We start from the raw sequence: 21514 nt of genomic DNA on the forward strand, positions 1-21514 counted from the left end.
ATGAATAGAGACGATATAGTGCACCGAATTAACTTTAGTTCAGCACATTCTGTTTGTATACATCGAGATATAATCAGCAATGAGCTAAGCGAAATCGTGAAGTCAATTTACATTGAAAATAGCGATAATGAAAAATATACAATTGCGATAGAATTTGATCCAACAGAAATGGTCGGCCAAGGTGATGGGTGGATATGGAATTCCACGCCAACAAACTTGGATAATATAGTAAAAATACTAGAAAATCATACAAATAAAAAATATCCGAGTGGGATTTTGTTATTTTCGATAATATATCAGAAGCAAGTTTTAATGAAACAGATAATAGCAAAGCATTAATTCAAGATGAAATATTCGAAAAAAAATATGATTCAGGCCATTTATTGCTACCTGATTTACTAGGATATGCTGAATGGAAAAAGATGCCTTATACTTATCGAAAAAAATATGGGTTAATTTAAATAAGCATCTCGATTAAGGTATAATTTTAAATAATCCAGTACCATTAGGTGGTAATGTAAACCATTATCACCTAAATCACCCACTATCCATAATAGCAGGGTAATGTCTCACATATGTTCAACATCAGACATGATGAGCAAATAAAATTAAGACAATGGAGAAATTAACTCCTTACATGCCCCAATGACGCTAGAATCAGCGCGAAGAGATAAGTAGTTAGATGATTTGAAGTTGTTTGATGATGGAGTTAAAGGAATTGATAAATCAGAATCTTATGCCATTTGGGAAAGAGCATCTGAGTTATATGCCAATAAAGCATCAGGAACCTCCATTGGGATATTAAACAACCCAAGCCCTACATCAATATTCAACAGAATAGAATCCCCCACTTTAATATTAAACAGCAAAACTACGAACGTAATAACTGGAGGGAAATAAATTGCATGAGTTTATAAGATTAACCAGTCAACACGTCATACACAAATCTGGTTATGAGGTTTATTCTTCTGGTCGTGATTTCATTGGCTATAAGAATGGAGAGGTAGTTTATAAAATACAAAGAGAATTAGGTCGAGACCCTGCCACAGGGCAGTTTTGTGAAATAATTTTCACATCAAGCATCTATGACATCAATGGAAATATTGTTGCATTAGATAAAAATTTAAAAAATGAAATATTGAAACAAATAGTAAAGGCAGAAATTTTTATGGATGATATAAAAATAGAGCTAATAGATTAAGTTATTAAAGATAACAATCAACCCAGAACATAATAGACACGTTCAATCGGCGCCTAAGCAAAGCCGTTACAACGTCACCACCCTTCTCATCTAGCGCGGCTATCAATTAGCCGCGCAAATGGAAGATAACCAAGAAAACTACCATAACTATATTTATCGCCCCAACAGCTTCGAACCATTGGTGATGATCTGCCATCACAGCTTCGAATACGACTATTATCAAGAATACCGCCGCATCAGCAAGTATGGCACTATGAACGCAACCCACAAGGAGACGTGCTGAAAGCCACCGACCCCAGCGGCCTGATCACAAGAATCAATATATGGTGGCAATTGACTAGACGTCCTGGAGTTTTAAGGTAAAGAGATTAAAGGTATGCTGAACATGCCTCTGGTATGGCGATTGGGATATTAAATAACCCAAGACCCACTTCTATTTTTAATTCATCAGAATTTCCTGATTTAAAACTGAATACTAATATTAAAAATACTATTACAGGAGGTAAATAATGGGTGGTTTTATTAAAATAGATGCACAGGAGGTTATGCATGAATCAGGATATCATGTATTTTCTGCTGGGCGAGAACATATTGGGTATAAAGACGACAACAAAAGTTATAGAGTTTTAAGAGAACTGGGATGGGATCCAAAAACAAAGTCAGGATATGAAAGTATTTATTCATCTGATATTTTTGATGAAATATGAAGAAAGTTGTTATTTCAAAAAAGGAAAAAGATGAAATCATATCTAGAATCGTTACTGCAGAAAAATTCATGACGAAATTTACAATAGAAGTTGTAAAATAAAAACCTGAAAGTTAGCAGGGGTAAAAAACTCCCGCTCAGTTTAATAATGGCGTAACGCCGCTATCGAAAGATCAAATTAATGCCTTACCTGAAGACCAACGACTAAAATATATACAAAATAAAACAAAAAAGGCCCTATTCCCATAGAGCCTTTTCGCTAAGATTAACTTTAGTTAATTCAATTTAGTCGCCTAAGGGCTCAATGGCGCAGAACCGTGTGCTTTGGCGCTCTTAATCCAAGCCACTGAGCCCATGATGGCGATAGCGGTCAGTAGAATATATTCCAATGACATCGCGTAAACGCCTTGGATGGCGTAAATCACCACGCTAATCACGTCAATGAGTACCCACAACAACCAGTTCTCAACGTATTTCCGTGTCATCAATACCATTGCGGCGATAGAGAGGATCAGCATCGCGGAATCCCACAGCGGGAATGCATCCGGCTGGAGTTCTGGCATCACAACGGAAAGACCTAAGAATTGCATTAGACTTATTGCAATACGAGTCAGTACCGCAAATACCGGATCGATAAAGAACGTCATCAATGCAATAGCGACGATGCACACCAACGCCAACGTTATGGCTTTATTGCGTGGCAGCCAGCGGATTTTTAAAGCGGCTTCATTAGCCTCGTTCTGACGGCTCCATGCGTACCAGCCATAGAGATTGGCTGCAAAGAAGAAAACCTGAAGCAATAAGCTTGCGTATAGCTGAATTTGGAAAAAGATTGCGGCAAATAACGTAACGTTAATTAACCCAAACAAATAGTTAATGATTTTTTCTTTACTTGCAAACCAAATACATAGCAAACCGAATATGGTACCGATAGCTTCAATCCATGAGAGCGCATAGCCGCCCTCGCCCAGCGGGATATTAACCATCACATTTGTGATACTAAAAAAATCCATTATTGCCTCCCTTCGAGACTATCTTGATACACAGTTTCTAACGCAAGAAGGATCTCGCGAGACTCACCTTGCTGTGCTGATTTTTCTTGTTGCTGGTAGTCGTTAATCCCTTCTGTCAGGCAGGCATTATGTTCGACAACCACATTCAGGATCGATGCCGTTCGCATATGGCGCAACGCGCCAACAACCATAAGCGCAGCAGTTTCCATATCAGCGGCTAAGATACCTTTATTTGACCAATAATGGTCTATTTCCTGCTCATGATCGGTATAAAAACTATCATGACTACGAACATAGCCGCAGTGGGCAGTATATTCCAACCGCTTGGCCTGCTGAACCAGTGTACTAACCAAGCTCACATCTGCGCAGGCGGGATATGCGGGTTTAACATAGGCATTACTGGTACCTTCATCGCGCACCGCCGCGTGAGCAATAACTAAATCTCCAAGGCGCATGTGGTCTTGCATCGCACCGCAGCTTCCGATACGAATTAAATTTGTCACGCCGATTTGGTTGAGTTCCTCAGCGGCAATCGCCGTCGAAGGCCCGCCCATGCCGGTTGACATCACCAGCACTTCCACTCCTAGAAACCAACCACGCAATGCGCGGTATTCTCGATGACAGCCCAACTCCTCAACGTTCTCTAAAAATTGCGCTGCGTGTTCTACACGCTTTGGATCTCCAGGCAATAATGCATAACGCGCCTGCGTCATACTTTGGCTTAACTGAATATGGGGTTGCCGCTGAGTCATAATATATCCCTATGAATCACTCGTTATTGTTCTGACTGTTTTAGTAAGCGTTGAGGATCAATAACCTGAAGTTGCTCACCGTTAATCGCAATAATATTTTTCTCGCGGAGTTCAAACAAAATGCGGTTGATGCTGCGTGGTGCAACCGCAAATTGTTCGCTCAGCTTTTGTTTATTAAATAACATCCATTTGCTGCTATCGGATCCCTGGTGTTGGAACCGTTGTAGTAAATCTAAACAAATACGTTGATGTAACGAATAAAGTGTATCCTCGCCGGCCTTTTTAGACAGTTGGTAGTATTGACGGCTAAATAACTGCAAGATTTTTTGATTAAAATAGTTATCTAGCGCCAGCCAGCTACAAAACTCCTCTCGAGTTAACGTTAGCAAGGTCACATTGCCAAGCGCTTCTACAGAACAGATATAAGGGCGTTGCTCAAATATTTCTAATTCACCCAACATATCGCCTTTGTTATACCGAGCCTGTGAGTATTTGCGTCCATCATCAGCGGTGGTGAATACATCAACCTCACCCTGTACGATCAAATGAAACTCTTCGCAAATATCTCCTTGCCGACAAACCAACTCACCCGCAGAGAATTGGTTTAATTGCCAGCAACGCAAAACTTCCAATGGACAATACTTCAGCAATGAGTAAAGCGTTTGGTCGCTTGTTACCAGCTCAATAACGCTCAGCCACTGACTGTTTTTATTCCCGTTTTTCATGGTGATAACTATATTTCCTCTCATTGACTAAAGACAGGACACATGTCCTGCAGCCGTTACTCATTGCACCGCAAACTGCCAACAACCTCTAATAATAGAATACCGTGTTGGACATTTATCCTCAGCGCGCTGAAGTTCATGTTGATGACGGATGAAACGCATTTTTCGCGGCAGCAACTCGCAAAGAAATCAGATTGTCAGCAGAACATTACGGCGTGATTTTGTCGATAAAATCGACACTCAAGCATGATAGAAATCACCATGTACACATGTACTAGTAAAAAAGTACGTCATTTGTACATAAAACGAACAACACACTCTTGATTTGTCCGTCAATTGCTTTATTGTGATCGTCATCACTTCCCGGTACTCCTGCCGTAGCGAAGAACAGATTTAGAGATGGTTATGCACAAGACCGATGAATTGCGAACCGCGCGCATCGACACCCTTGTTACGCCTGAAGAACTGGCGCAACAACTGCCTGTTGGATCGACGGTTGCAGAAAACGTGACGGCGTCACGTAAGCGAATCGAAAGAATTCTGAGTGGTGATGATAAACGCCTGCTGGTTATCGTTGGTCCCTGCTCTATCCATGATATTGATGCTGCCGTTGACTATGCTCAGCGCTTAGCCACCATGCGTGACAAATACCAAAATCGTTTGGAAATTGTCATGCGCACCTACTTTGAAAAGCCGCGCACCGTGATTGGTTGGAAGGGACTGATTTCCGATCCCGATCTCAATGGCTCATATCGGGTTAACCACGGCATTCGCTTAGCGCGTGAACTTTTGTTGAAAGTAAACGAACTGGGCGTGCCGACGGCGACCGAGTTTTTAGATATGGTGACCGGTCAATATATCGCCGATCTGATCAGCTGGGGCGCCATTGGCGCACGCACCACGGAAAGCCAAATTCACCGTGAAATGGCGTCGGCGCTTTCCTGTCCGGTAGGATTTAAAAACGGCACCGATGGCAATACGCGCATTGCGATTGATGCCATTCGAGCTGCGCGCTCTAGCCATATGTTCTTATCACCCGATAAGCATGGTCAGATGACAATTTACCAAACCAGCGGTAACCCATACGGTCATATCATCATGCGCGGGGGTAAAACGCCGAACTATCATGCCGACGATATCGCCAGCGCCTGCGACAGCTTGCGTGAGTTTGATTTGCCTGAGCATCTGGTTATCGACTTCAGCCATGGCAATTGCCAGAAGATGCACCGTCGCCAGCTGGATGTTGCGGCCAATGTTGGGCAACAAATTCGTGATGGCTCCAATGCGATAGTGGGCATCATGGCTGAAAGCTTCTTGGTTGAAGGCACCCAGAAAAACATTCCGGGGCAAGCGTTGACCTACGGCCAATCGATTACCGATCCGTGCCTAAGCTGGAAGGATACCGAAACCCTGCTTGAACTCCTTGCTGATGCGGTAAGCGCACGATTGTAGTCTGATACCGACATAAAATGCCGACCTTCGAGTCGGCTTTTTTTTAGCCATTTATTTGTATTAATTATCATTTCGTTTTGATTCAGATCATCCAAACGTAATTTCCTTGTTGATTAAATGATTATGATTATCATTTAATGTTGGCCTTTATCAAAAAGTCACCAAGGAAATTTGCGCATGAATTTGGATCTAGCGCCCTATTTCGCCGCGGAAGAAGGCATCCCTTTCCGTGACCGATGGGCCACTATGCCGTGGCGAAACCAAAAGCCAGTCGCCCCAGAAAGCGTTGACCAACACTGGCAAAGCATTCTTAACAGTCGCGTTAGCGGCAACAAGCGCCTGCTCTATCTGCATATCCCATTTTGCGCTACGCACTGCAAATTCTGCGGTTTTTATCAAAACAAACTGGAAGCAGAAGCAACCGAAGAATACTGCGACTACCTAATGCGCGAGATCGAGATGGAAGCATCCAGCCCGCTGCACCAATCATCGCCAATCCATGCCGTTTATTTTGGCGGCGGAACGCCGACCGCGCTTTCCGCCGTTCAGCTACATCGAATTATCAGCGCGTTAAAACGCCTGCTGCCGCTAGCGCCAGACTGCGAAATTACGGTTGAAGGCCGCATTCTTAATTTTGACGATGAGCGCGTCGATGCTTGTCTGGAAGCCGGTGCCAACCGTTTCTCGATCGGCATCCAAACCTTTAACACTCGCATTCGTCAGCGTATGGGCCGTCGCGCAACCCGCGAAGAAGCCGTTGCTTTCATGCGTCAGCTGGCCGAGCGCGATCGTGCCGCCGTGGTATGCGATTTGATGTTTGGTTTACCCGACCAAACCATGCAGGATTGGCAAACCGATCTTGATATCGTCAGCGATTTACCTTTAGACGGCGTCGATCTCTACGCGCTTAATCTTTTGCCATCGACCCCACTCGGCAAAGCCGTCGAAAACAAGCGCGTCACCCTACCCGATGTTACTCAGCGCAGAGACTTTTATCTGACCGGCGAAGCATTCTTAGCCGATGAAGGCTGGCGCCAGCTCAGCAATAGCCACTGGGCTCGCACCACGCGTGAACGCAATCTGTATAACCTGCTGATCAAACAAGGTGCAGACTGCTTAGCCTTTGGTAGCTGCGCAGGCGGTAACTTAAACGGTCAGTCATACATGATGGAACGTAGCCTTGAGCGCTATTACCAAAAATTGGATGAAGGCCGCAAACCGATCATGATGATGACCTCGCGCAGCGATCAGTATCGCTGGCGGCTCACCCTACAGGGCGGCATCGAAGTGGGATATTTCGATCTGGCGCGCGTTCTTGCCAACCCTGCGCCGCTGGAGCCTTTGTTGCAACAGTGGCAAACATGCGGGCTAATGACCGTTAACGGTTCTCGTTTTCGCCTCACTCCGGCTGGCCGTTTTTGGGCGAGCAATATCATGCAGGCACTACAAACGCTCGTTCCACAACTGCTAGAAACTCAGCTAACTCAACCTATTCAACTGGAGCCAACACCATGAGCCATACTTCTTCCGCACAGCAGCACGACCTAATGGCTTTTCTGAGCACTAACCCAGATGGCACAGTCGAAGATATCGCCAAGCGCTATGACGTAACGCCTCTGGACGTTATCCGCTTAATTCCCACCGCGCAGGTTTTTGATGGCGCACAGTTTGATACGGTTTGGGATGATATTACCCAGTGGGGCGATGTCACCACGCTGGTGAATAACGAAGATCTGATCCTTGAATTTCAAGGTGAATTACCGAGCGGAACTCATCGCCACGGCTTCTTTAACCTGCGCGGAAAAAAAGGCCTGAGCGGCCATATTCGCGCCACCCACTGCGTGCAAATCGCACTGGTAGAACGCCAGTTTATGAGCATGGATACCGCTTCCGTTTGGTTCATTAACGCTGCCGGTCGCGCCATGATGAAAATTTTTGTCGGCCGTGATAGCCATCGCGTACTGCTCGCCGATCAGTTAGCCGCTTTCCGCGCTTTACCAAGCAAAATGGCCGCTAAACAGGAGACTACCGCATGACACCTTGGTTAATTTTTGGTGCCGGCAGCGGCGTTGGAGCGGAATTAGTCACCTTGGGCCTGCGAGAGCAGCGCCCGCTTTTTGCACTGGTGAGAAATCCTGAGCAAGCGCAGGCATTACGCGACAAAGGCGTACAGGTTATTGAGGGCGACGCCCTCAATGCGGAAAAGGTCGAACAGGTTTGTCGTTTAGCCGGTGAACATGCCCGCGTGGTTTCAACTCTTGGTGGCCGTGAAGGTGATTATCAAGGTAATCGTCTCATCATCGACACCGCTGAACATTGCGGCCTCACGCATATGATTTTAGTCACCTCTATCGGCTGTGGTGACAGCTGGCCGACGCTGTCAGAACGTGCGAAGAAAGCCTTTGGCCAAGCCGTGCGAGAGAAATCGCTAGCGGAAAGCTGGCTGCAAACCAGCCAACTTCGTCACTGCATTTTACGCCCAGGTGGACTTTTCAATGGTGACTCAACCGGAAATGCGCAGTGTATTCAAGGCGAAGCCCACGGTTTAATTCGCCGCGCCGATGTGGCTCTGATAATTCAAAAACTCATCGATGACGAAAATTCATACGGGAAAACCTTCGCGCTGGTTGACCCGATGCTCAAACCGTAAAAAGGTTCACATTTTTTGAAAAATTATCTTGCCGTGCTATGCACATTTCATGATAATGATTCTCATTGTGATAACAATTAACATTCACTTACTTTTTGTAAGAAAGAGCGCACATGGAAAAGCCGAATATTGATCCTCAATCTGTTGACCTGTTGAGTTTATCGACCCACCAAAGCCCCACGTTTTTTACCTCGGCTGCGGCAGTGATTGATAGCCACACACTCCTAGGTGATGAAGGAAAAGTCATTATTCAGCATCAAGGAGAACAGTACCAACTGCGCCAAACAAAATCAGGCAAGCTGATCCTGACCAAATAATCAGTACATCATTCATTTTAATTTAAACATTAACTTTGCCAGCCACCCAGCCTCGTTGAGGCAAGGCAGCCAGCAACCCTGATGCTATGTTTTCGTACATACGGAGTGTTGCCCCATGTCTTGTTCCACCCGCGCCAGGCTGGCTCGTTCAACCTTTAGCCCTTCTCGCTTAAGCATTGCCGTTGCTTGTGCCCTACCGCTCTTTGCGCATGCTGAAGCCTTGGTTGATACAACCTCAGGATCGACATCGCAAGAAATTGCCTACACGGGGAATACCCCAGCCGGTGGCAAAGACAGCAAACAGCAAAACACGATGACGGTCACCGCCACGGGTAACGAACGCGACAGCTTCGAAGCGCCAATGATGGTATCCGTTCTCGAAAACAACGATCCTGAAACCCTGACCGCCAGCTCGGCGCCTGACATGCTGCGCCATATTCCAGGCGTAACCATTTCCGGTGGTAGCCGTGCAAACGGACAAGACATCAGCATGCGTGGCTACGATCGCCGTGGCGTTTTGGTTCTGGTTGATGGCGTTCGTCAAGGCACCGACACCGGCCATCTGAACGGCACGTTCCTCGATCCCGCATTGATCAAACGCGTTGAAGTGGTTCGTGGTCCTGGAGCAATGCTGTACGGCAGCGGCGCATTGGGCGGCGTGATCTCGTATGAAACCGTTGATGCCGCAGACCTACTGATGCCGGGCAAAAACACCGGTTACCGCGTATTTGGCACCGCAGGCACACAGGATCACAGCCTAGGCATGGGCGCCAGCGCCTACGGTAAAACCGATGACTTAGACGGCATCATCTCATTCAGCACCCGCGATCGCGGTAATCTGCGCATGAGCAACGGTTTTGACTCTCCTAACGATGAAACCATCAGTAACGTGCTGACCAAAGGCACGTGGACCATTGATGAAAACCAGTCATTGTCTGGCGATCTGCGTTACTACAACAACGCCGCACGCGAGCCTAAAAACCCGCAGACCGAAGACGCAGGCACCGGTAACGTCATGACCGATCGCTCCACCATTCAGCGTGATGCGCAGGCCAGCTACAGCTTAAAACCGGTTGGACAGGATTGGCTAGATGCCAAACTGACCGGCTATACATCCGAAGTCAAAATCAACGCCAGCCCAACCGGCACGTCTTATGAGAAACGTAAGCAAACCACCAACGGTGCCAAATTAGAAAACCGCAGCCGTTTGTTTGCTGACAGCTTTGCTTCTCACCTGCTGACTTACGGCACCGAAGCGTACAAGCAAAAACAAACCCCAGGCGGCGCGACCACCGGTTTCCCACAGGCTGACATCAAATTCGCCTCAGGCTGGTTACAGGATGAAATCACCCTGCGCGATCTGCCTGTCGATATCGTTGCCGGTACACGTTACGACAACTACAAAGGCAGCAGCGACGGCTACGACGACGTCAACGCTGACAAATGGTCATCCCGTGCGGCCATGACCATTAATCCAACTGATTGGCTGATGGTATTTGGTAGCTATGCGCAGGCGTTCCGCGCCCCAACCATGGGCGAGATGTATAACGACTCCCTGCACTTCCAGATGGGCCCAGGTATGGCGAACTACTGGAAGCCAAACCCGAATCTGAAGCCAGAAACGAATGAAACCCAAGAAGTTGGTTTCGGTCTGCGTTTTGATGACGTGCTGATGGCGAATGACTCCCTGAAATTCAAATCCAGCTACTTCGGCACCAAAGCCAAAGACTACATCAAAACGCAGGTCACCATGGATATGGGCTTCGTCAACGGTGGATTTGGTTGTATCGACTGTAGCACCACGTCAACCAACATCGACCGCGCCAAAATCTGGGGTTGGGATGCCGCCTTGGAATACCAAACCGATTGGTTCGGTTGGAATCTGGCCTACAACCGTACTCGCGGTAAAGATCAGAAAACCGGCGAATGGCTCGACAACATCAACCCAGACACCGTCACCAGCCAGCTGAATGTACCTATCAGCAATACTGGTTTCTCAGTGGGCTGGGTCGGCACCTTCGCCGATCGTAACAATCAGGTCAACGCGGGTACTGCACCACAGGCTGGCTATGGCGTGAATGATTTCTACGTTAGCTACAAAGGCAAAGATTCGTTCAACGGTATGACTACCAGCGTCGTGCTGGGCAACGCCTTCGACAAAGAATATTACACATCACAAGGCGTGATTCAGGACGGTATCAACGGCAAGGTACTGGTTAGCTATCAGTGGTAATGAACGCATCGCAGCGATAAAAACCTCCCCCAATTTGGGGGAGGTTTAGCACATATAAAATAGGCACTACCCGTTTGATTGATTTATTTAAGCACCCTATCCCTATAAAGGAAGAGAAGATGAAACCTGCACTATATGAGCAATACCTGACTGCCAAAGAGCAGAACAGTGGAAAATATGCCCGCGATCTGGCTGCTATCCTGAACGTGAGCGAAGCCGAATTAACTCATGCCCGCGTGGGCCATGATGCACGTCGCTTAAATGCGGATGCTCGTACTTTGCTGGCGGCGCTTGAAGCCGTGGACGAAGTTAAAGCGATTACGCGTAACGAATATGTCGTTCACGAACAGCTGGGCAGCTACGAAAACCAGCATCTGCACGGCCATGCGGGTTTGATCCTCAATCCGGGCAGCATCGATCTGCGCTTATTCTTACAGCATTGGACCAGCGCCTTTACACTGACCGAAGAGAGCCGCAACGGCGAGCGCCACTGCATTCAGTTCTTTGATGCTCAGGGCGATGCGCTGCATAAAGTCTATACCACGCCGAACACCGATATTGCCGCTTGGAACGATCTGATTGGCCGTTTTGTCAGTGATGAAAATCCTGCGTTAGAGATCGCACCAGCGTCCTCCGACGTGAAAAATAGCAACGTGGATAATCAGGTTATCGACGCTGAATGGCGCGCCATGACCGATGTTCACCAATTCTTCCAGCTGCTGGGACGCCATAATCTGTCTCGCCAGCAGGCTTTTGCCGCCGTGGGCGATGACCTCGCATATCGCGTGGATAACAGCGCGCTGACCCACCTACTGAACACCGCTAAAGCAGACCAAAACGAAATTATGGTTTTCGTCGGCAACCGTGGCTGTGTACAGATTTTCACCGGCAAAATCGAACGCGTGGTTCCACACCACGAATGGATCAATATCTTCAACTCCCGCTTCACTCTGCACTTAATCGAAACCGCGATTGCAGAAAGCTGGATCACCCGTAAACCAACCAAAGACGGTTTTGTTACCAGTCTGGAACTGTTTGCCGAAGATGGCACCCAGATCGCCCAACTGTTCGGCCAACGTACCGAAGGCCAGCCAGAACAAGAACAGTGGCGCACCCAGATTGATGGCCTGCCACGTCTGAATGGAGTTGCCGCATGACATTAGCCCGCCGCTTTGCGGCGGTGCTTTCTGCACCGCTGATGGTTGTATTCTCTCTGAACGCCGTCGCAGCCGACCGCATCGTTAGCGTCGGCGGTGACGTCACTGAAATTGTTTATGCGCTGGGCGCAGGCGATCGTCTGGTTGCCAGAGATACAACAAGTACCCTTCCCGCTGCCAAAAATCTGCCTGACGTAGGCTATATGCGCCAGCTCAACGCTGAAGGCATTCTTTCCCTAAAACCAACCATGGTGTTAGCCAGCGAACTGGCGGAGCCTTCTCTGGTGCTGCGTCAAATCGCGGATGTGGGTGTGAAAGTCGTTCCCGTCAGCGGTGAAGCCTCGCTCGACAACGTACCGCACAAAATTCAGCAGGTCGCCAGCGCACTTAATCTAGAAAAGCAAGGCGCAGCGGTCACGCAAAAATATGAGCAGCAGCTGGCCGCCGTGCCACGTACCCCGCTCAAAACTAAGGTGCTGTTTATCCTTAGCCACGGCGGCATGACGCCAATGGCGGCTGGTCAAGATACCGCTGCCGATTCAATCATCAAAGCCAGCGGCGCGCAAAACGCGATGCAAGGTTTCTCTCGCTATCGTCCACTGTCGCAAGAAGGTGTCGTGGCCAGTGCCCCGGACCTTGTTCTGATCACCAGCGATGGTTTCAAAACCTTGGGCACCGTGGATAAAGTTTGGGCGTTACCAGGTATGGCATTAACCCCTGCGGCTAAAAACAAACAGATTCTGGTGGTTGACGATATGGCGCTGCTTGGATTTAGCTTAGAGACACCGGCTGCACTAGCGGCGCTGCGTGAAGCGGCGGAGCGAGCACAGAGATGACAAAAGTATCGCCACGCATTGCATTCAGCGTACTCATCGTCCTGCTGGTGGCGCTGGGTTTAGGTTCCGCCAATTTAGGTGCCCTACGCCTTTCATTTCATACTCTGTGGGAAACACCGCTAGATGATGCGATGTGGCAGGTTTGGCTGAATATTCGTCTGCCGCGCGTTTTACTCGCCACGGTAGTCGGCATTGCGTTGGCGGTGTCCGGTGCCATCATGCAAGGCCTGTTTCGCAACCCGCTGGCCGATCCGACCTTATTAGGCATCAGCAGCGGCGCATCACTGTGCGTTGCGCTAGTGATTGTGATGCCAATGACGCTGGCACCTACGTTGGCACTTTATAGCCACATGCTGGCGGCCTTTGGCGGCAGCCTGTTTATCTCCCTGCTCATTTACGGCCTCAGCCGTGGCGGGCACGGTTCGCTGTCTCGTTTATTGTTAGCCGGTATTGCCATCAATGCGCTGTGCTTTGCCTTGGTGGGCGTTCTTAGCTACATCAGCAATGACCAGCAACTGCGTCAGTTCTCTCTCTGGAGCATGGGCAGTTTAGGGCAAGCGCAATGGGGAACGCTGCTCGCGGCCTCCTCGTTGATCATTCCTGCCAGCGTAGCGGCCCTGCTGATGGCCCGCCGCCTAAATCTTTTACAGCTTGGCGACGAAGAAGCTCATTACTTAGGGATTAACGTGCCTAAAACCAAGCGCCAGCTTCTGCTATTGAGCGCAGTCTTAGTGGGCGCAGCCGTGGCGGTCAGCGGCGTGATTGGCTTTATTGGCTTGGTGATCCCCCACTTGGTGCGTATGCGTTTAGGCGCAGACCACCGTTGGCTGCTTCCCTGCTCGGCATTGGGTGGAGCCTGTTTATTATTAACCGCAGATACGCTGGCCCGTACATTGATATCTCCAGCGGAAATGCCCGTTGGCATGCTGACCAGCTTGATCGGCGGCCCTTACTTTTTGTGGCTGATTCTACGTCAAAAGGAGTTTAGCGTTGGATAAGCAATCTGAAATCCGTCTTACCCCCGCAGCGCTACAGGCGCACAACATAAGTTACCATCTGGGTCAGCATCGGCTGATAAAGCAGGTTTCGCTCTCTTTACAGAGCGGTGAAATGGTGGCGATTATCGGCCCTAACGGCGCAGGAAAATCGACGCTGATGCGCTTGCTGACCGGTTTTTTACCACCGAGCGAAGGCCACTGTGAATTGCAGGGTCAGCCGTTGGTAGAATGGAGTCCGCGCCAGTTAGCGCGCACCCGCGCCGTTATGCGCCAGCATAGCGATCTCGCTTTTGCTTTTAGCGTGCGAGAAGTAGTTGCGATGGGCCGTTCCCCCTATCCAAACCAAGGGCGCGAAGGCGAGCACAATCAGCGTGCGGTTGAACATGTGATGGCGCAAACCGGCTGTGATGTTCTCGCTGACCGCGATTATCGCGCACTCTCCGGCGGCGAACAGCAGCGCGTTCAACTGGCTCGCGTGTTAGCCCAGCTTTGGCAGCCTGAGCCACAACCGCGTTGGCTGTTCTTAGATGAACCCACCTCGGCGCTCGATCTCTATCATCAACAGCAAACGCTGAGATTGCTGAAATCGCTGACCCGCAGCGAACCGCTCGGCGTTTGTTGTATTCTGCACGATTTAAATTTGGCCGCGCTGTACGCCGATAGAATTCTGCTACTGCACCAAGGCCAACTGGTGGCACAAGGTACACCGCAAGAGGTGTTAAACGGTGAAACGCTAACTCGTTGGTATCATGCTGATTTGGGTGTTATGCCGCATCCTGAGTGCGGGGAACCGCAGGTATACTTAAGGCGCTAGCGCGCTACATTAACCCTGCGCAGGCGACATCGCCTTCATCTGAAACCTTCATATTAGGACGGTGAAGGTTTTCGTCCGCCAATCAACAAACACGTTTCTATAAAACGGTTGGCGTAGGCGTCCGAGTAGAGGTTGCCAGCGCGCAACCTCTACACTCTCGCGCTTTTGACTGAGCCGTTTGGCCGACCGGCCTCGGAGCGTACATCCTGTACGCCCTCAACCTGCCACCAGCGTCCCTGCTGGCGGCTCTAAAATGCATTTCATCTAACACAGAAAAGACAAAATATAATCTTGTCTTATTGATTGTTTAAGTCTTGGCTGAGAGAGCCGCCGGTACAAGGATGTACCGGCGGAGTTTGGGGCGCCCTGGACGGGCGATACCAAACCGGAGTGGAGATGGCATCTCGGATAAAAGCGCGAGGATTGAAGGGCCGCGCGCTGGCGCCCCTCATCGGTCGCCTCCCCCAGCGATATTATAAAAACACAACGGCTAGCGGGCGAACGAAACCTTACACTAAATGAGCATATCGTTATGTGCTCGGGATTTTAATCCTATCGCCCTAACTCGAACACGATATCTCCAACGTCTTACCCCATTCCGGCGGCAACGCGCTTAAATCATCGAAAGCGGCATCGTCTTCATAAGGATTTAATAGCCCCTGATGCAGGCGGGTGAGCACGCTAATGTCATCCTTTTCCGCCGCTTCAATCGCATTTTGCGCCAAATAGTTGCGTAAGATCCGTTTAGGGTTTACCGATTTCATTTGCGTTTGGCGCGTTGCGTCGTCCACGCTGTCCTGTTGCAAACGTAAGCGCCACTTGCGGTGCCATGCATCAAAAGCGTCACGATCGAGGAAATCATCGCGCAGGGCCATTTGGTTTTCAGCCACTTCTACGTGGCTTAACTGGCGGAAAGTGCGCGTATAGTCCCGCCCTTCTTTGGCCATCAGGCTGAGAAGTTCGGTCAGCAAATCGTTATCTTGATTGTCTCGGCTAAAGAAACCCAGTTTCTTACGCATTTGTTCGCCAAAAGCCACCATCAGCGCAGGCTCATAAGCATCAAGTGCACCACGAATTTGGTCGGCAGTCATCAGGCCAGAAAGCGCCTGCCCCAAACGATGTAGATTCCAATAAGCCACCGCAGGCTGATTATCAAACGCATAGCGTCCCTGATAGTCAGAGTGGTTGCAGATAAAGCCGGGTTGGTAATCGTCGAGGAAGGCATAGGGGCCAAAATCAATGGTCAGTCCCAGAATCGACATATTGTCGGTATTCATCACTCCGTGTGCAAACCCTTGCGCTTGCCACAGCGCGATCAGGCGCGCCGTTCGCTCGGCGATATCACGCAGCCAAAGTACATAGCGATCTTTTTCATCAACCAGATGCGGCCAATGATGGCGAATCGCGTAATCTGCCAGCTTTCGTACTTCATCAGGCTGTTCGCGATAATAGAAGTGCTCAAAATGACCAAAACGCAGATGGCTTTCCGCGATGCGCATCAGCATGGCACCGCGTTCTGGCTGCTCACGGAAAACAGGCTGCTGGCTGGTGACAATACTCAGGGCTCTGGTCGTCGGAATGCCGAGATGGTGCAGTGCTTCGGAAGCGAGGAATTCGCGGATCACCGATCGCAATACCGCGCGGCCGTCACCCATTCTTGAATAAGGCGTTAGACCCGCACCTTTGAGATGCCAATCGTATTTGCGCCCGTCGGGTAGCTGTTGTTCGCCGAGCAAAATACCGCGACCATCGCCCAATTGCCCCGCCCACACTCCAAATTGGTGCCCACTGTAAACCTGAGCGAGAGGATTCATTCCCGGTAATAGCGCTTCTCCGCGCAAAACTGCGGCCGATTCACTGGTAAAAAAATCGGGGCTCAGACCTAAATCATCGGCTAAAGGCTGGCTGTAATACAGTAAACGCGCATCTTTAAGCGGCGTTGGCTTTAGCTCGGTATAAAAACCCGCAAGCTCATCGTGGTAGCTATTAATAAACTGAGTCATGTGCCCTCTTGTTTTCACCGCATTTGATTACAGTGTAGAGGGCATGACTCGATATAAACACCGGTACTCTGTGTGGGTATGGCGGGTTTATTTCACTTGCTGCGATAGCCACTGCTTCAGTTCACGCAGCTCAGCCTGTTGTTCAGGGAATTCCTGCGCTAGCTGTTCCACAATGGCACCAATTTCATCGCTACGATAAGCCACCTGATGCAAACGCTCGGCAAGCATTTCTAGCGGTGCGGGATTTAAGCTGTCGGTAAACATCTGTGCCCGCGTAATGAGTCCACGTTCAATGTCAAAGTGCAGTTCAACGCCGCCCCACACAAAGCGTTCATCTAACTGATGCGTGAACGATGGCGCTTGACCAAAGTTCCATGCCCAACTGCTTTGCTTTAGGAACTGCTCGCTGAAATTAGGCAAATCAGGCTCATAGCGCGGTGAAATATGTTCAGCTTCAACGCGCTCACCATAGTGTTCGAAGAATGCTTCCGCGATCGCCGTGCAGATTTTCTCATGGGTAATATCAGGCATCAATTCCACCAGATTTGCCACACGGGAACGCACTGACGTAATCCCTTTCGCCTGTAGTTTTTTCGGATCGGGATGCAGGTAATTAGCCAAACGACTTAGATCGGCATTCAGCAGCAGCGTGCCATGATGAAAACCGCGATCCATGGTTTCACGATACGCTGAACCGGAAACTTTGCGCTCGCCATCCGCGGTAGTGACCACTAAGTCATTGCGACCCGAGGCATCGGCAACAAGACCTAGACTGCGTAAGGCAGTAAGAATAATGCCGGTTGAAATTGTTTTATCGTATTCAGGCTTACCGGCCATAAAGGTAAAGCAGGTATTACCTAAATCGTGGAATACCGCGCCGCCACCGCTGCTTCGGCGGGCTAATTTCACGCCATCCTCGCTCATGCGTCGAGTATTACACTCTTTCCACGGATTTTGCGCTCGCCCAATCACCACTGTATCGTTATTGCGCCACAAAAATAACACCCGCTGCGTGGGCGCCATTTGACGAAATATGCACTCCTCCACCGCCAAATTAAACCAAGGATCATAAGAGTCTGAAATCAATAAGCGTAAAGTGGTCATCCGTCAATTCCGGTTATTCTTTGCATAGAGAATATAATAACATTTCGCCGCGCTAACTGCGGCAAGAATGGGCTATCTTGGCGTTATATCCGTATAAAAAAACGCCCAAATTAAGGGCGTTTTGAATAATTAGGATTATAACTAAAAAACTATATGACTAAAAAACTATATGACTGCAAAACTATAAGCGTCTTGCCTGCCAATAGACTTTGCGCCAATAAACATTATCTAATGAAGAACGGGTAACGCCCTTACTGGTTGAGGCGTGAATAAAGGTTTCATCGGTATCGTAAATACCCACATGTAAACCGTTTTCACCACCGCCGGTTTTGAAAAAGACCAGATCGCCCGGCATCAGTTCGTCACGGTCAACTTTCGTACCCAGCGACGTTTGTTGCTTGGTGGTACGAGGCAGCTGCATTTCAAAACGGTCGCGGAAAGTGCGATAGACAAATCCTGAGCAGTCAACGCCGTTACGCTCTAAGCCACCGTATCGATAAGGCGCACCGTGCCATTGGCGTAGCTGATCGTTCAACTGCGCCACCACGGCGATTGAATCAGATAATTTTCCGCTTGGTGGCGGCGCATTATGGCTACAGCCTGCCAACACCAAACTTGCCACTACCACTAAAAAACCAAGACGCATAATTTCCCTTTTGCTTATCTTATTTACCTAGCCATAACCTAGGTTCTTTCTCATTGGTAAATTGTACGAATTATCTACATATTTACGTGCTAAGTCAGAATTATGCAAATTTAGCGTGATTTTTTTGCTACGTCAGCGGGAATTTTAGAATATCCGCATTTATTAACTGTAAATGAGCATGTCTGTGTAATACTGACGCTAATGAAATCTGACTCAAGGTGCGCACGATGAAAAAACTGACTTTAAAAGACCTGAATGAAAGCCAGCTACAGCGAGTACAAGTAAGACAGGCTCAGGCCAGAAAAAGTTTAGATCGCCCGCTAACCAATGCCGAAAAAGGCAAAATCAAAGATGAGATGTTGAAAGAAATTGCGTTAGAGATGGATAAAGAAGCCAAGAAAGTGCGCGCTGAGAAGAAAAAGCAAAAAGTGGTTCCTAGCGATGAAACCTTTAGCTGGTCTAAAAACAACCACACGCGTGGTTTACGCTAATCTCCTTTCGATCCGGCTCCCTGCTCATGCGGGTGGGGAGTATCCTGTTTGCCGCTCGTAATTAACCAAACGCCTGCTAATATGGCGATTACGCCTGCCGTTTTAGTCCAGCTCACCGTTTCATTCAGCCAAGGTAACGCAATCGCCGCCACGTAAACCAAGGCATAGCTTAAACTTAACAGCGGATACGCTCGGCTGAGCGGTAAATAGCGCAGAGCACAAAACCAGCACACCATCGACAGCACATAGCCCAAGATCCCTAGGCTTACCACCAGCAACGGTGTCGCGTAGGCAAGAAGAAAAGTCAGCGGCTCAATCTCTAGCGACGAAATAATCGGTATATCCGCCATACCAGACTTCATCAGCACCTGCGCCACACTCACCAAAACAATGCTGCACGCGGCCCAAACATAGCCTTTTTTCATCACAGTCCACGACTCATTAGATAGATACCCAGCATAATTAACGCCACCCCACACCAATGCCGCACACCGGCTTTCTCACCAAACCAATAGTGAGCGCACAGCGTGATCAGAACAAAGTTAATACTCAGCATCGGATAGGCAATGCCCAGCGGCAGACGCTGCAACACCAGCAGCCAGAGCAGCATGGCGATGCCGAGCGAGCAACAGGCAGCGAGTAACCAGCGTAACGTTGTGGCTAAGCGTGAAGACGGTGGGCGCTGTTGCCAGCACACCACCGCTTGTTTTTGGCAAAGTTGCCCGCCGCAGGTAAAAACGCTGGCGAGCAGAAGGAGCAAGTAACTCATTATTCGCTTTTCTTGTAGAACAGCACGACGTAACGACCTCGTTGTTCAACGCTATCGGCCTTAGGTAAGCCTTCGTGATCGAGTGTTTCATCTCGAGAGAGATGGATCATCAGGCTCACGTTGCCCTCTTTGCGTGCGTTGGCTAACCATCCTGCAAATTCGTCTTTATTGATGCGATGGCCTTTGGCATCAGGATACCCCAAGCCATATCTCAACTCACCCGAATAATCAAACATCAGAATATCGCTGCGTTTGAGTTCCCACGCGAGCCCAGCGGCAATCCCTACCTCATCGCTTAATACAAAGCGACTGTTGGCTAACTGCGGCATCATGTCGTCAATAAAAGCCTGAGGGTTTTTGCTGTTCTCGATCTTCTGCGGAATCGCCTGCGCGATGAGCAAGCCTAACACCAGCGGGCATACCGCCGACCATAGCCAGTTTTTGCCGCCTCGTACCAGCGCAATCACGCCGAAGAGCGACCAGCCTGCAAAGCAAACCACGCCTATAAGGATAGTGCTTAACTCACCCTGCTCGCCGGTTCCATACAATGGCGATTCAAAGTGGCCTAACGCCATCACCGAGACGGCAGTTGCTCCCACCACGCCAAACAGGATGTTAATCACCGCGTTGACTTTAAACGTGCGCCATTGCCCTTTCGCTACCAGCTCGGAAGCATAGTGCGCCATCAGCAACGCCAGCGGTGCCATACAAGGCAAAATGTACGTCGGCAGTTTGCCTTTCGCGATGCTAAAGAACAGGAACGGCATCACCAGCCAACTGAGCAGGAAGAATCTGTCTGGATGGAAACCACGCCAGCCGTGACGAATAGCCCCCGGCAATAGCGCTAACCACGGCATCACACCGGCAACCAGCACCGGTAAATAGTACCAGAACGGCGCTTTGTGCTGAGCATCAGACTCGGCGAAACGCTGGATATGCTCAACCCAGAAGAAATAATTCCAGAAATCAGGCTCGCGCAGATAAATACTCCACGCCCACGGAGCACTCAGGATCGCAGCCACCACCACCGCGATGGGCCCAAACAAAAACAGCTCTTTAACCCGTTTCTGTTGGATCACAATCGGCAGAACGCTGATAACCGGCAACGCTAAGGCTAAGAACCCTTTGGTCATAAAGCCCATGCCACAGGCGATGCCGAGCAGTGCATAGGCACCGATTTTGGCTTTCGGCGTGGTTGCTTTTAAGGTGAGATAGAAACTCACCATCGCCGCCGACATCCACAGCGTGATCATCGGGTCAAGCACGCTATAGGTGCCAACCGCATATACCAAGAACATGCTGAAATAGATGACCGCCGCCAAAATCGCCGTGCGGCTGTTTTTCCAAATCAGCATGGCCAGCCAATAGACTAGCAGCGTGCTGAGCGCGGTACAGAATACTGAACCGAAACGCACCGCAAAGTTGTTGTCACCAAATAACCATTGGCTAATATTGTTAATCCAATACCCAGCGACTGGCTTTTCAAAATAGCGAAGCCCCAGTAAATGGGGCACGGTCCAATCGCCGCGAGCAAGCATCTCGCGACTTATTTCTGCATAACGGGTTTCATCTGGCTGCCAAAGTGGACGCCAATTCAGAGGTAACAGGTACAGCAAGGCGAACAATAAGCCGGACAGTGTTTTAATC

General features: G+C 49.2%; 23 protein-coding genes. 14 read left to right on the forward strand and 9 right to left on the reverse strand.

What is annotated here, in order from left to right; translation table 11 throughout:
- The 3 genes from DSM2777_RS16730 (at position 1) to DSM2777_RS16740 (ending at position 1908) form a co-directional block, all read left to right on the forward strand.
- Complete coding sequence (locus DSM2777_RS16730) at positions 1-339, forward strand: hypothetical protein (protein ID WP_061554609.1); 339 nt, start codon at positions 1-3, stop codon at positions 337-339.
- A gap of 562 nt (positions 340-901) precedes the next feature.
- A complete protein-coding gene (locus DSM2777_RS16735; RefSeq protein WP_061554610.1) occupies positions 902-1201 on the forward strand; it encodes a hypothetical protein in 300 nt (99 codons plus the stop codon).
- Positions 1202-1710: 509 nt separating this feature from the next.
- Positions 1711-1908 carry a hypothetical protein gene (locus DSM2777_RS16740; protein ID WP_061554611.1) on the forward strand — a complete coding sequence of 66 codons (198 nt, stop codon included), beginning with the start codon at positions 1711-1713 and terminating at the stop codon, positions 1906-1908.
- Positions 1909-2200: 292 nt separating this feature from the next.
- On the opposite strand, the gene pnuC is transcribed toward DSM2777_RS16740, so the two are convergent.
- The 3 genes from pnuC to DSM2777_RS16755 are packed head-to-tail and all read right to left on the reverse strand — an operon-like array spanning position 2201 to position 4397.
- Entirely contained in the window at positions 2201-2920 is a 720-nt protein-coding gene (pnuC, locus tag DSM2777_RS16745) for a nicotinamide riboside transporter PnuC (protein ID WP_061554612.1), read from the reverse strand.
- Positions 2920-3672 carry a nucleoside phosphorylase gene (locus tag DSM2777_RS16750; protein WP_061554613.1) on the reverse strand — a complete coding sequence of 251 codons (753 nt, stop codon included), beginning with the start codon at positions 3670-3672 and terminating at the stop codon, positions 2920-2922. The genes pnuC and DSM2777_RS16750 overlap by 1 nt, the downstream gene beginning before the upstream one ends.
- A gap of 23 nt (positions 3673-3695) precedes the next feature.
- Entirely contained in the window at positions 3696-4397 is a 702-nt protein-coding gene (locus DSM2777_RS16755) for a Crp/Fnr family transcriptional regulator (RefSeq protein ID WP_061554614.1), read from the reverse strand.
- Positions 4398-4802: 405 nt separating this feature from the next.
- Between DSM2777_RS16755 and DSM2777_RS16760 the strand changes: the two genes are divergently transcribed.
- The 10 genes from DSM2777_RS16760 to DSM2777_RS16805 all read left to right on the forward strand — a co-directional run bounded on the left by DSM2777_RS16760 (position 4803) and on the right by DSM2777_RS16805 (position 14854).
- On the forward strand, positions 4803-5849 hold the full coding sequence (locus DSM2777_RS16760) for a 3-deoxy-7-phosphoheptulonate synthase (protein WP_025801292.1): 1047 nt from the start codon (positions 4803-4805) through the stop codon (positions 5847-5849).
- Between the two features lie 177 nt (positions 5850-6026).
- Positions 6027-7364, forward strand: a complete 1338-nt coding sequence (gene hutW / locus DSM2777_RS16765; RefSeq protein WP_061554615.1) for a heme anaerobic degradation radical SAM methyltransferase ChuW/HutW — start codon at positions 6027-6029, stop codon at positions 7362-7364.
- On the forward strand, positions 7361-7885 hold the full coding sequence (gene hutX, locus DSM2777_RS16770; RefSeq protein WP_061554616.1) for a heme utilization cystosolic carrier protein HutX: 525 nt from the start codon (positions 7361-7363) through the stop codon (positions 7883-7885). The genes hutW and hutX overlap by 4 nt, the downstream gene beginning before the upstream one ends.
- On the forward strand, positions 7882-8499 hold the full coding sequence (locus DSM2777_RS16775) for an SDR family oxidoreductase (protein WP_061554617.1): 618 nt from the start codon (positions 7882-7884) through the stop codon (positions 8497-8499). The genes hutX and DSM2777_RS16775 overlap by 4 nt, the downstream gene beginning before the upstream one ends.
- A 113-nt stretch (positions 8500-8612) precedes the next feature.
- Positions 8613-8816, forward strand: a complete 204-nt coding sequence (gene hemP, locus DSM2777_RS16780; protein ID WP_025801288.1) for a hemin uptake protein HemP — start codon at positions 8613-8615, stop codon at positions 8814-8816.
- A gap of 115 nt (positions 8817-8931) precedes the next feature.
- Positions 8932-11049, forward strand: a complete 2118-nt coding sequence (locus DSM2777_RS16785; protein ID WP_052439890.1) for a TonB-dependent hemoglobin/transferrin/lactoferrin family receptor — start codon at positions 8932-8934, stop codon at positions 11047-11049.
- A gap of 119 nt (positions 11050-11168) precedes the next feature.
- Positions 11169-12206: a hemin-degrading factor gene (locus DSM2777_RS16790; RefSeq protein WP_061554618.1), complete on the forward strand. Its 1038-nt coding sequence runs from the start codon at positions 11169-11171 to the stop codon at positions 12204-12206.
- Positions 12203-13042, forward strand: coding sequence for a heme/hemin ABC transporter substrate-binding protein (locus DSM2777_RS16795; protein WP_046459550.1), 840 nt, complete (start codon positions 12203-12205; stop codon positions 13040-13042). The genes DSM2777_RS16790 and DSM2777_RS16795 overlap by 4 nt, the downstream gene beginning before the upstream one ends.
- Positions 13039-14040 (forward strand): FecCD family ABC transporter permease, encoded by a 1002-nt coding sequence (locus DSM2777_RS16800; protein WP_061554619.1) that lies wholly within the window; start codon positions 13039-13041, stop codon positions 14038-14040. Before DSM2777_RS16795 ends, DSM2777_RS16800 begins: the two co-directional genes overlap by 4 nt.
- On the forward strand, positions 14033-14854 hold the full coding sequence (locus DSM2777_RS16805) for a heme ABC transporter ATP-binding protein (protein WP_061554620.1): 822 nt from the start codon (positions 14033-14035) through the stop codon (positions 14852-14854). Before DSM2777_RS16800 ends, DSM2777_RS16805 begins: the two co-directional genes overlap by 8 nt.
- Positions 14855-15414: 560 nt before the next feature.
- Here the strand turns inward: DSM2777_RS16805 and DSM2777_RS16810 are convergent.
- From DSM2777_RS16810 to DSM2777_RS16820, 3 genes are all read right to left on the reverse strand, one after another.
- Positions 15415-16857: a protein adenylyltransferase SelO gene (locus DSM2777_RS16810; protein ID WP_061554621.1), complete on the reverse strand. Its 1443-nt coding sequence runs from the start codon at positions 16855-16857 to the stop codon at positions 15415-15417.
- Positions 16858-16944: 87 nt separating this feature from the next.
- Positions 16945-17961, reverse strand: a complete 1017-nt coding sequence (locus DSM2777_RS16815; protein WP_061554622.1) for a lipoate--protein ligase A — start codon at positions 17959-17961, stop codon at positions 16945-16947.
- A 181-nt stretch (positions 17962-18142) separates the two neighbouring features.
- On the reverse strand, positions 18143-18607 hold the full coding sequence (locus DSM2777_RS16820) for a C40 family peptidase (protein WP_025801280.1): 465 nt from the start codon (positions 18605-18607) through the stop codon (positions 18143-18145).
- 227 nt (positions 18608-18834) lie between these two features.
- On the opposite strand from DSM2777_RS16820, the gene DSM2777_RS16825 reads away from it, so the two are divergent.
- Positions 18835-19098, forward strand: a complete 264-nt coding sequence (locus DSM2777_RS16825; RefSeq protein WP_046449406.1) for a YjbD family protein — start codon at positions 18835-18837, stop codon at positions 19096-19098.
- Here DSM2777_RS16825 and arnF read toward each other — a convergent pair.
- Genes arnF through arnT form a run of 3 tightly spaced genes read right to left on the reverse strand, consistent with a single transcriptional unit; the run spans position 19095 to position 21513 of the window.
- Complete coding sequence (gene arnF / locus DSM2777_RS16830) at positions 19095-19523, reverse strand: 4-amino-4-deoxy-L-arabinose-phosphoundecaprenol flippase subunit ArnF (protein ID WP_046459555.1); 429 nt, start codon at positions 19521-19523, stop codon at positions 19095-19097. The genes DSM2777_RS16825 and arnF overlap by 4 nt on opposite strands.
- A complete protein-coding gene (arnE, locus tag DSM2777_RS16835; RefSeq protein WP_025801277.1) occupies positions 19523-19870 on the reverse strand; it encodes a 4-amino-4-deoxy-L-arabinose-phosphoundecaprenol flippase subunit ArnE in 348 nt (115 codons plus the stop codon). The genes arnF and arnE overlap by 1 nt, the downstream gene beginning before the upstream one ends.
- Positions 19867-21513 carry a lipid IV(A) 4-amino-4-deoxy-L-arabinosyltransferase gene (arnT, locus tag DSM2777_RS16840; RefSeq protein WP_470381984.1) on the reverse strand — a complete coding sequence of 549 codons (1647 nt, stop codon included), beginning with the start codon at positions 21511-21513 and terminating at the stop codon, positions 19867-19869. The genes arnE and arnT overlap by 4 nt, the downstream gene beginning before the upstream one ends.
- Between the last annotated feature and the right edge of the window lies 1 nt (position 21514).

It is taken from the genome of Obesumbacterium proteus (assembly GCF_001586165.1).
In the GTDB taxonomy this organism is placed as follows: domain Bacteria; phylum Pseudomonadota; class Gammaproteobacteria; order Enterobacterales; family Enterobacteriaceae; genus Hafnia; species Hafnia protea.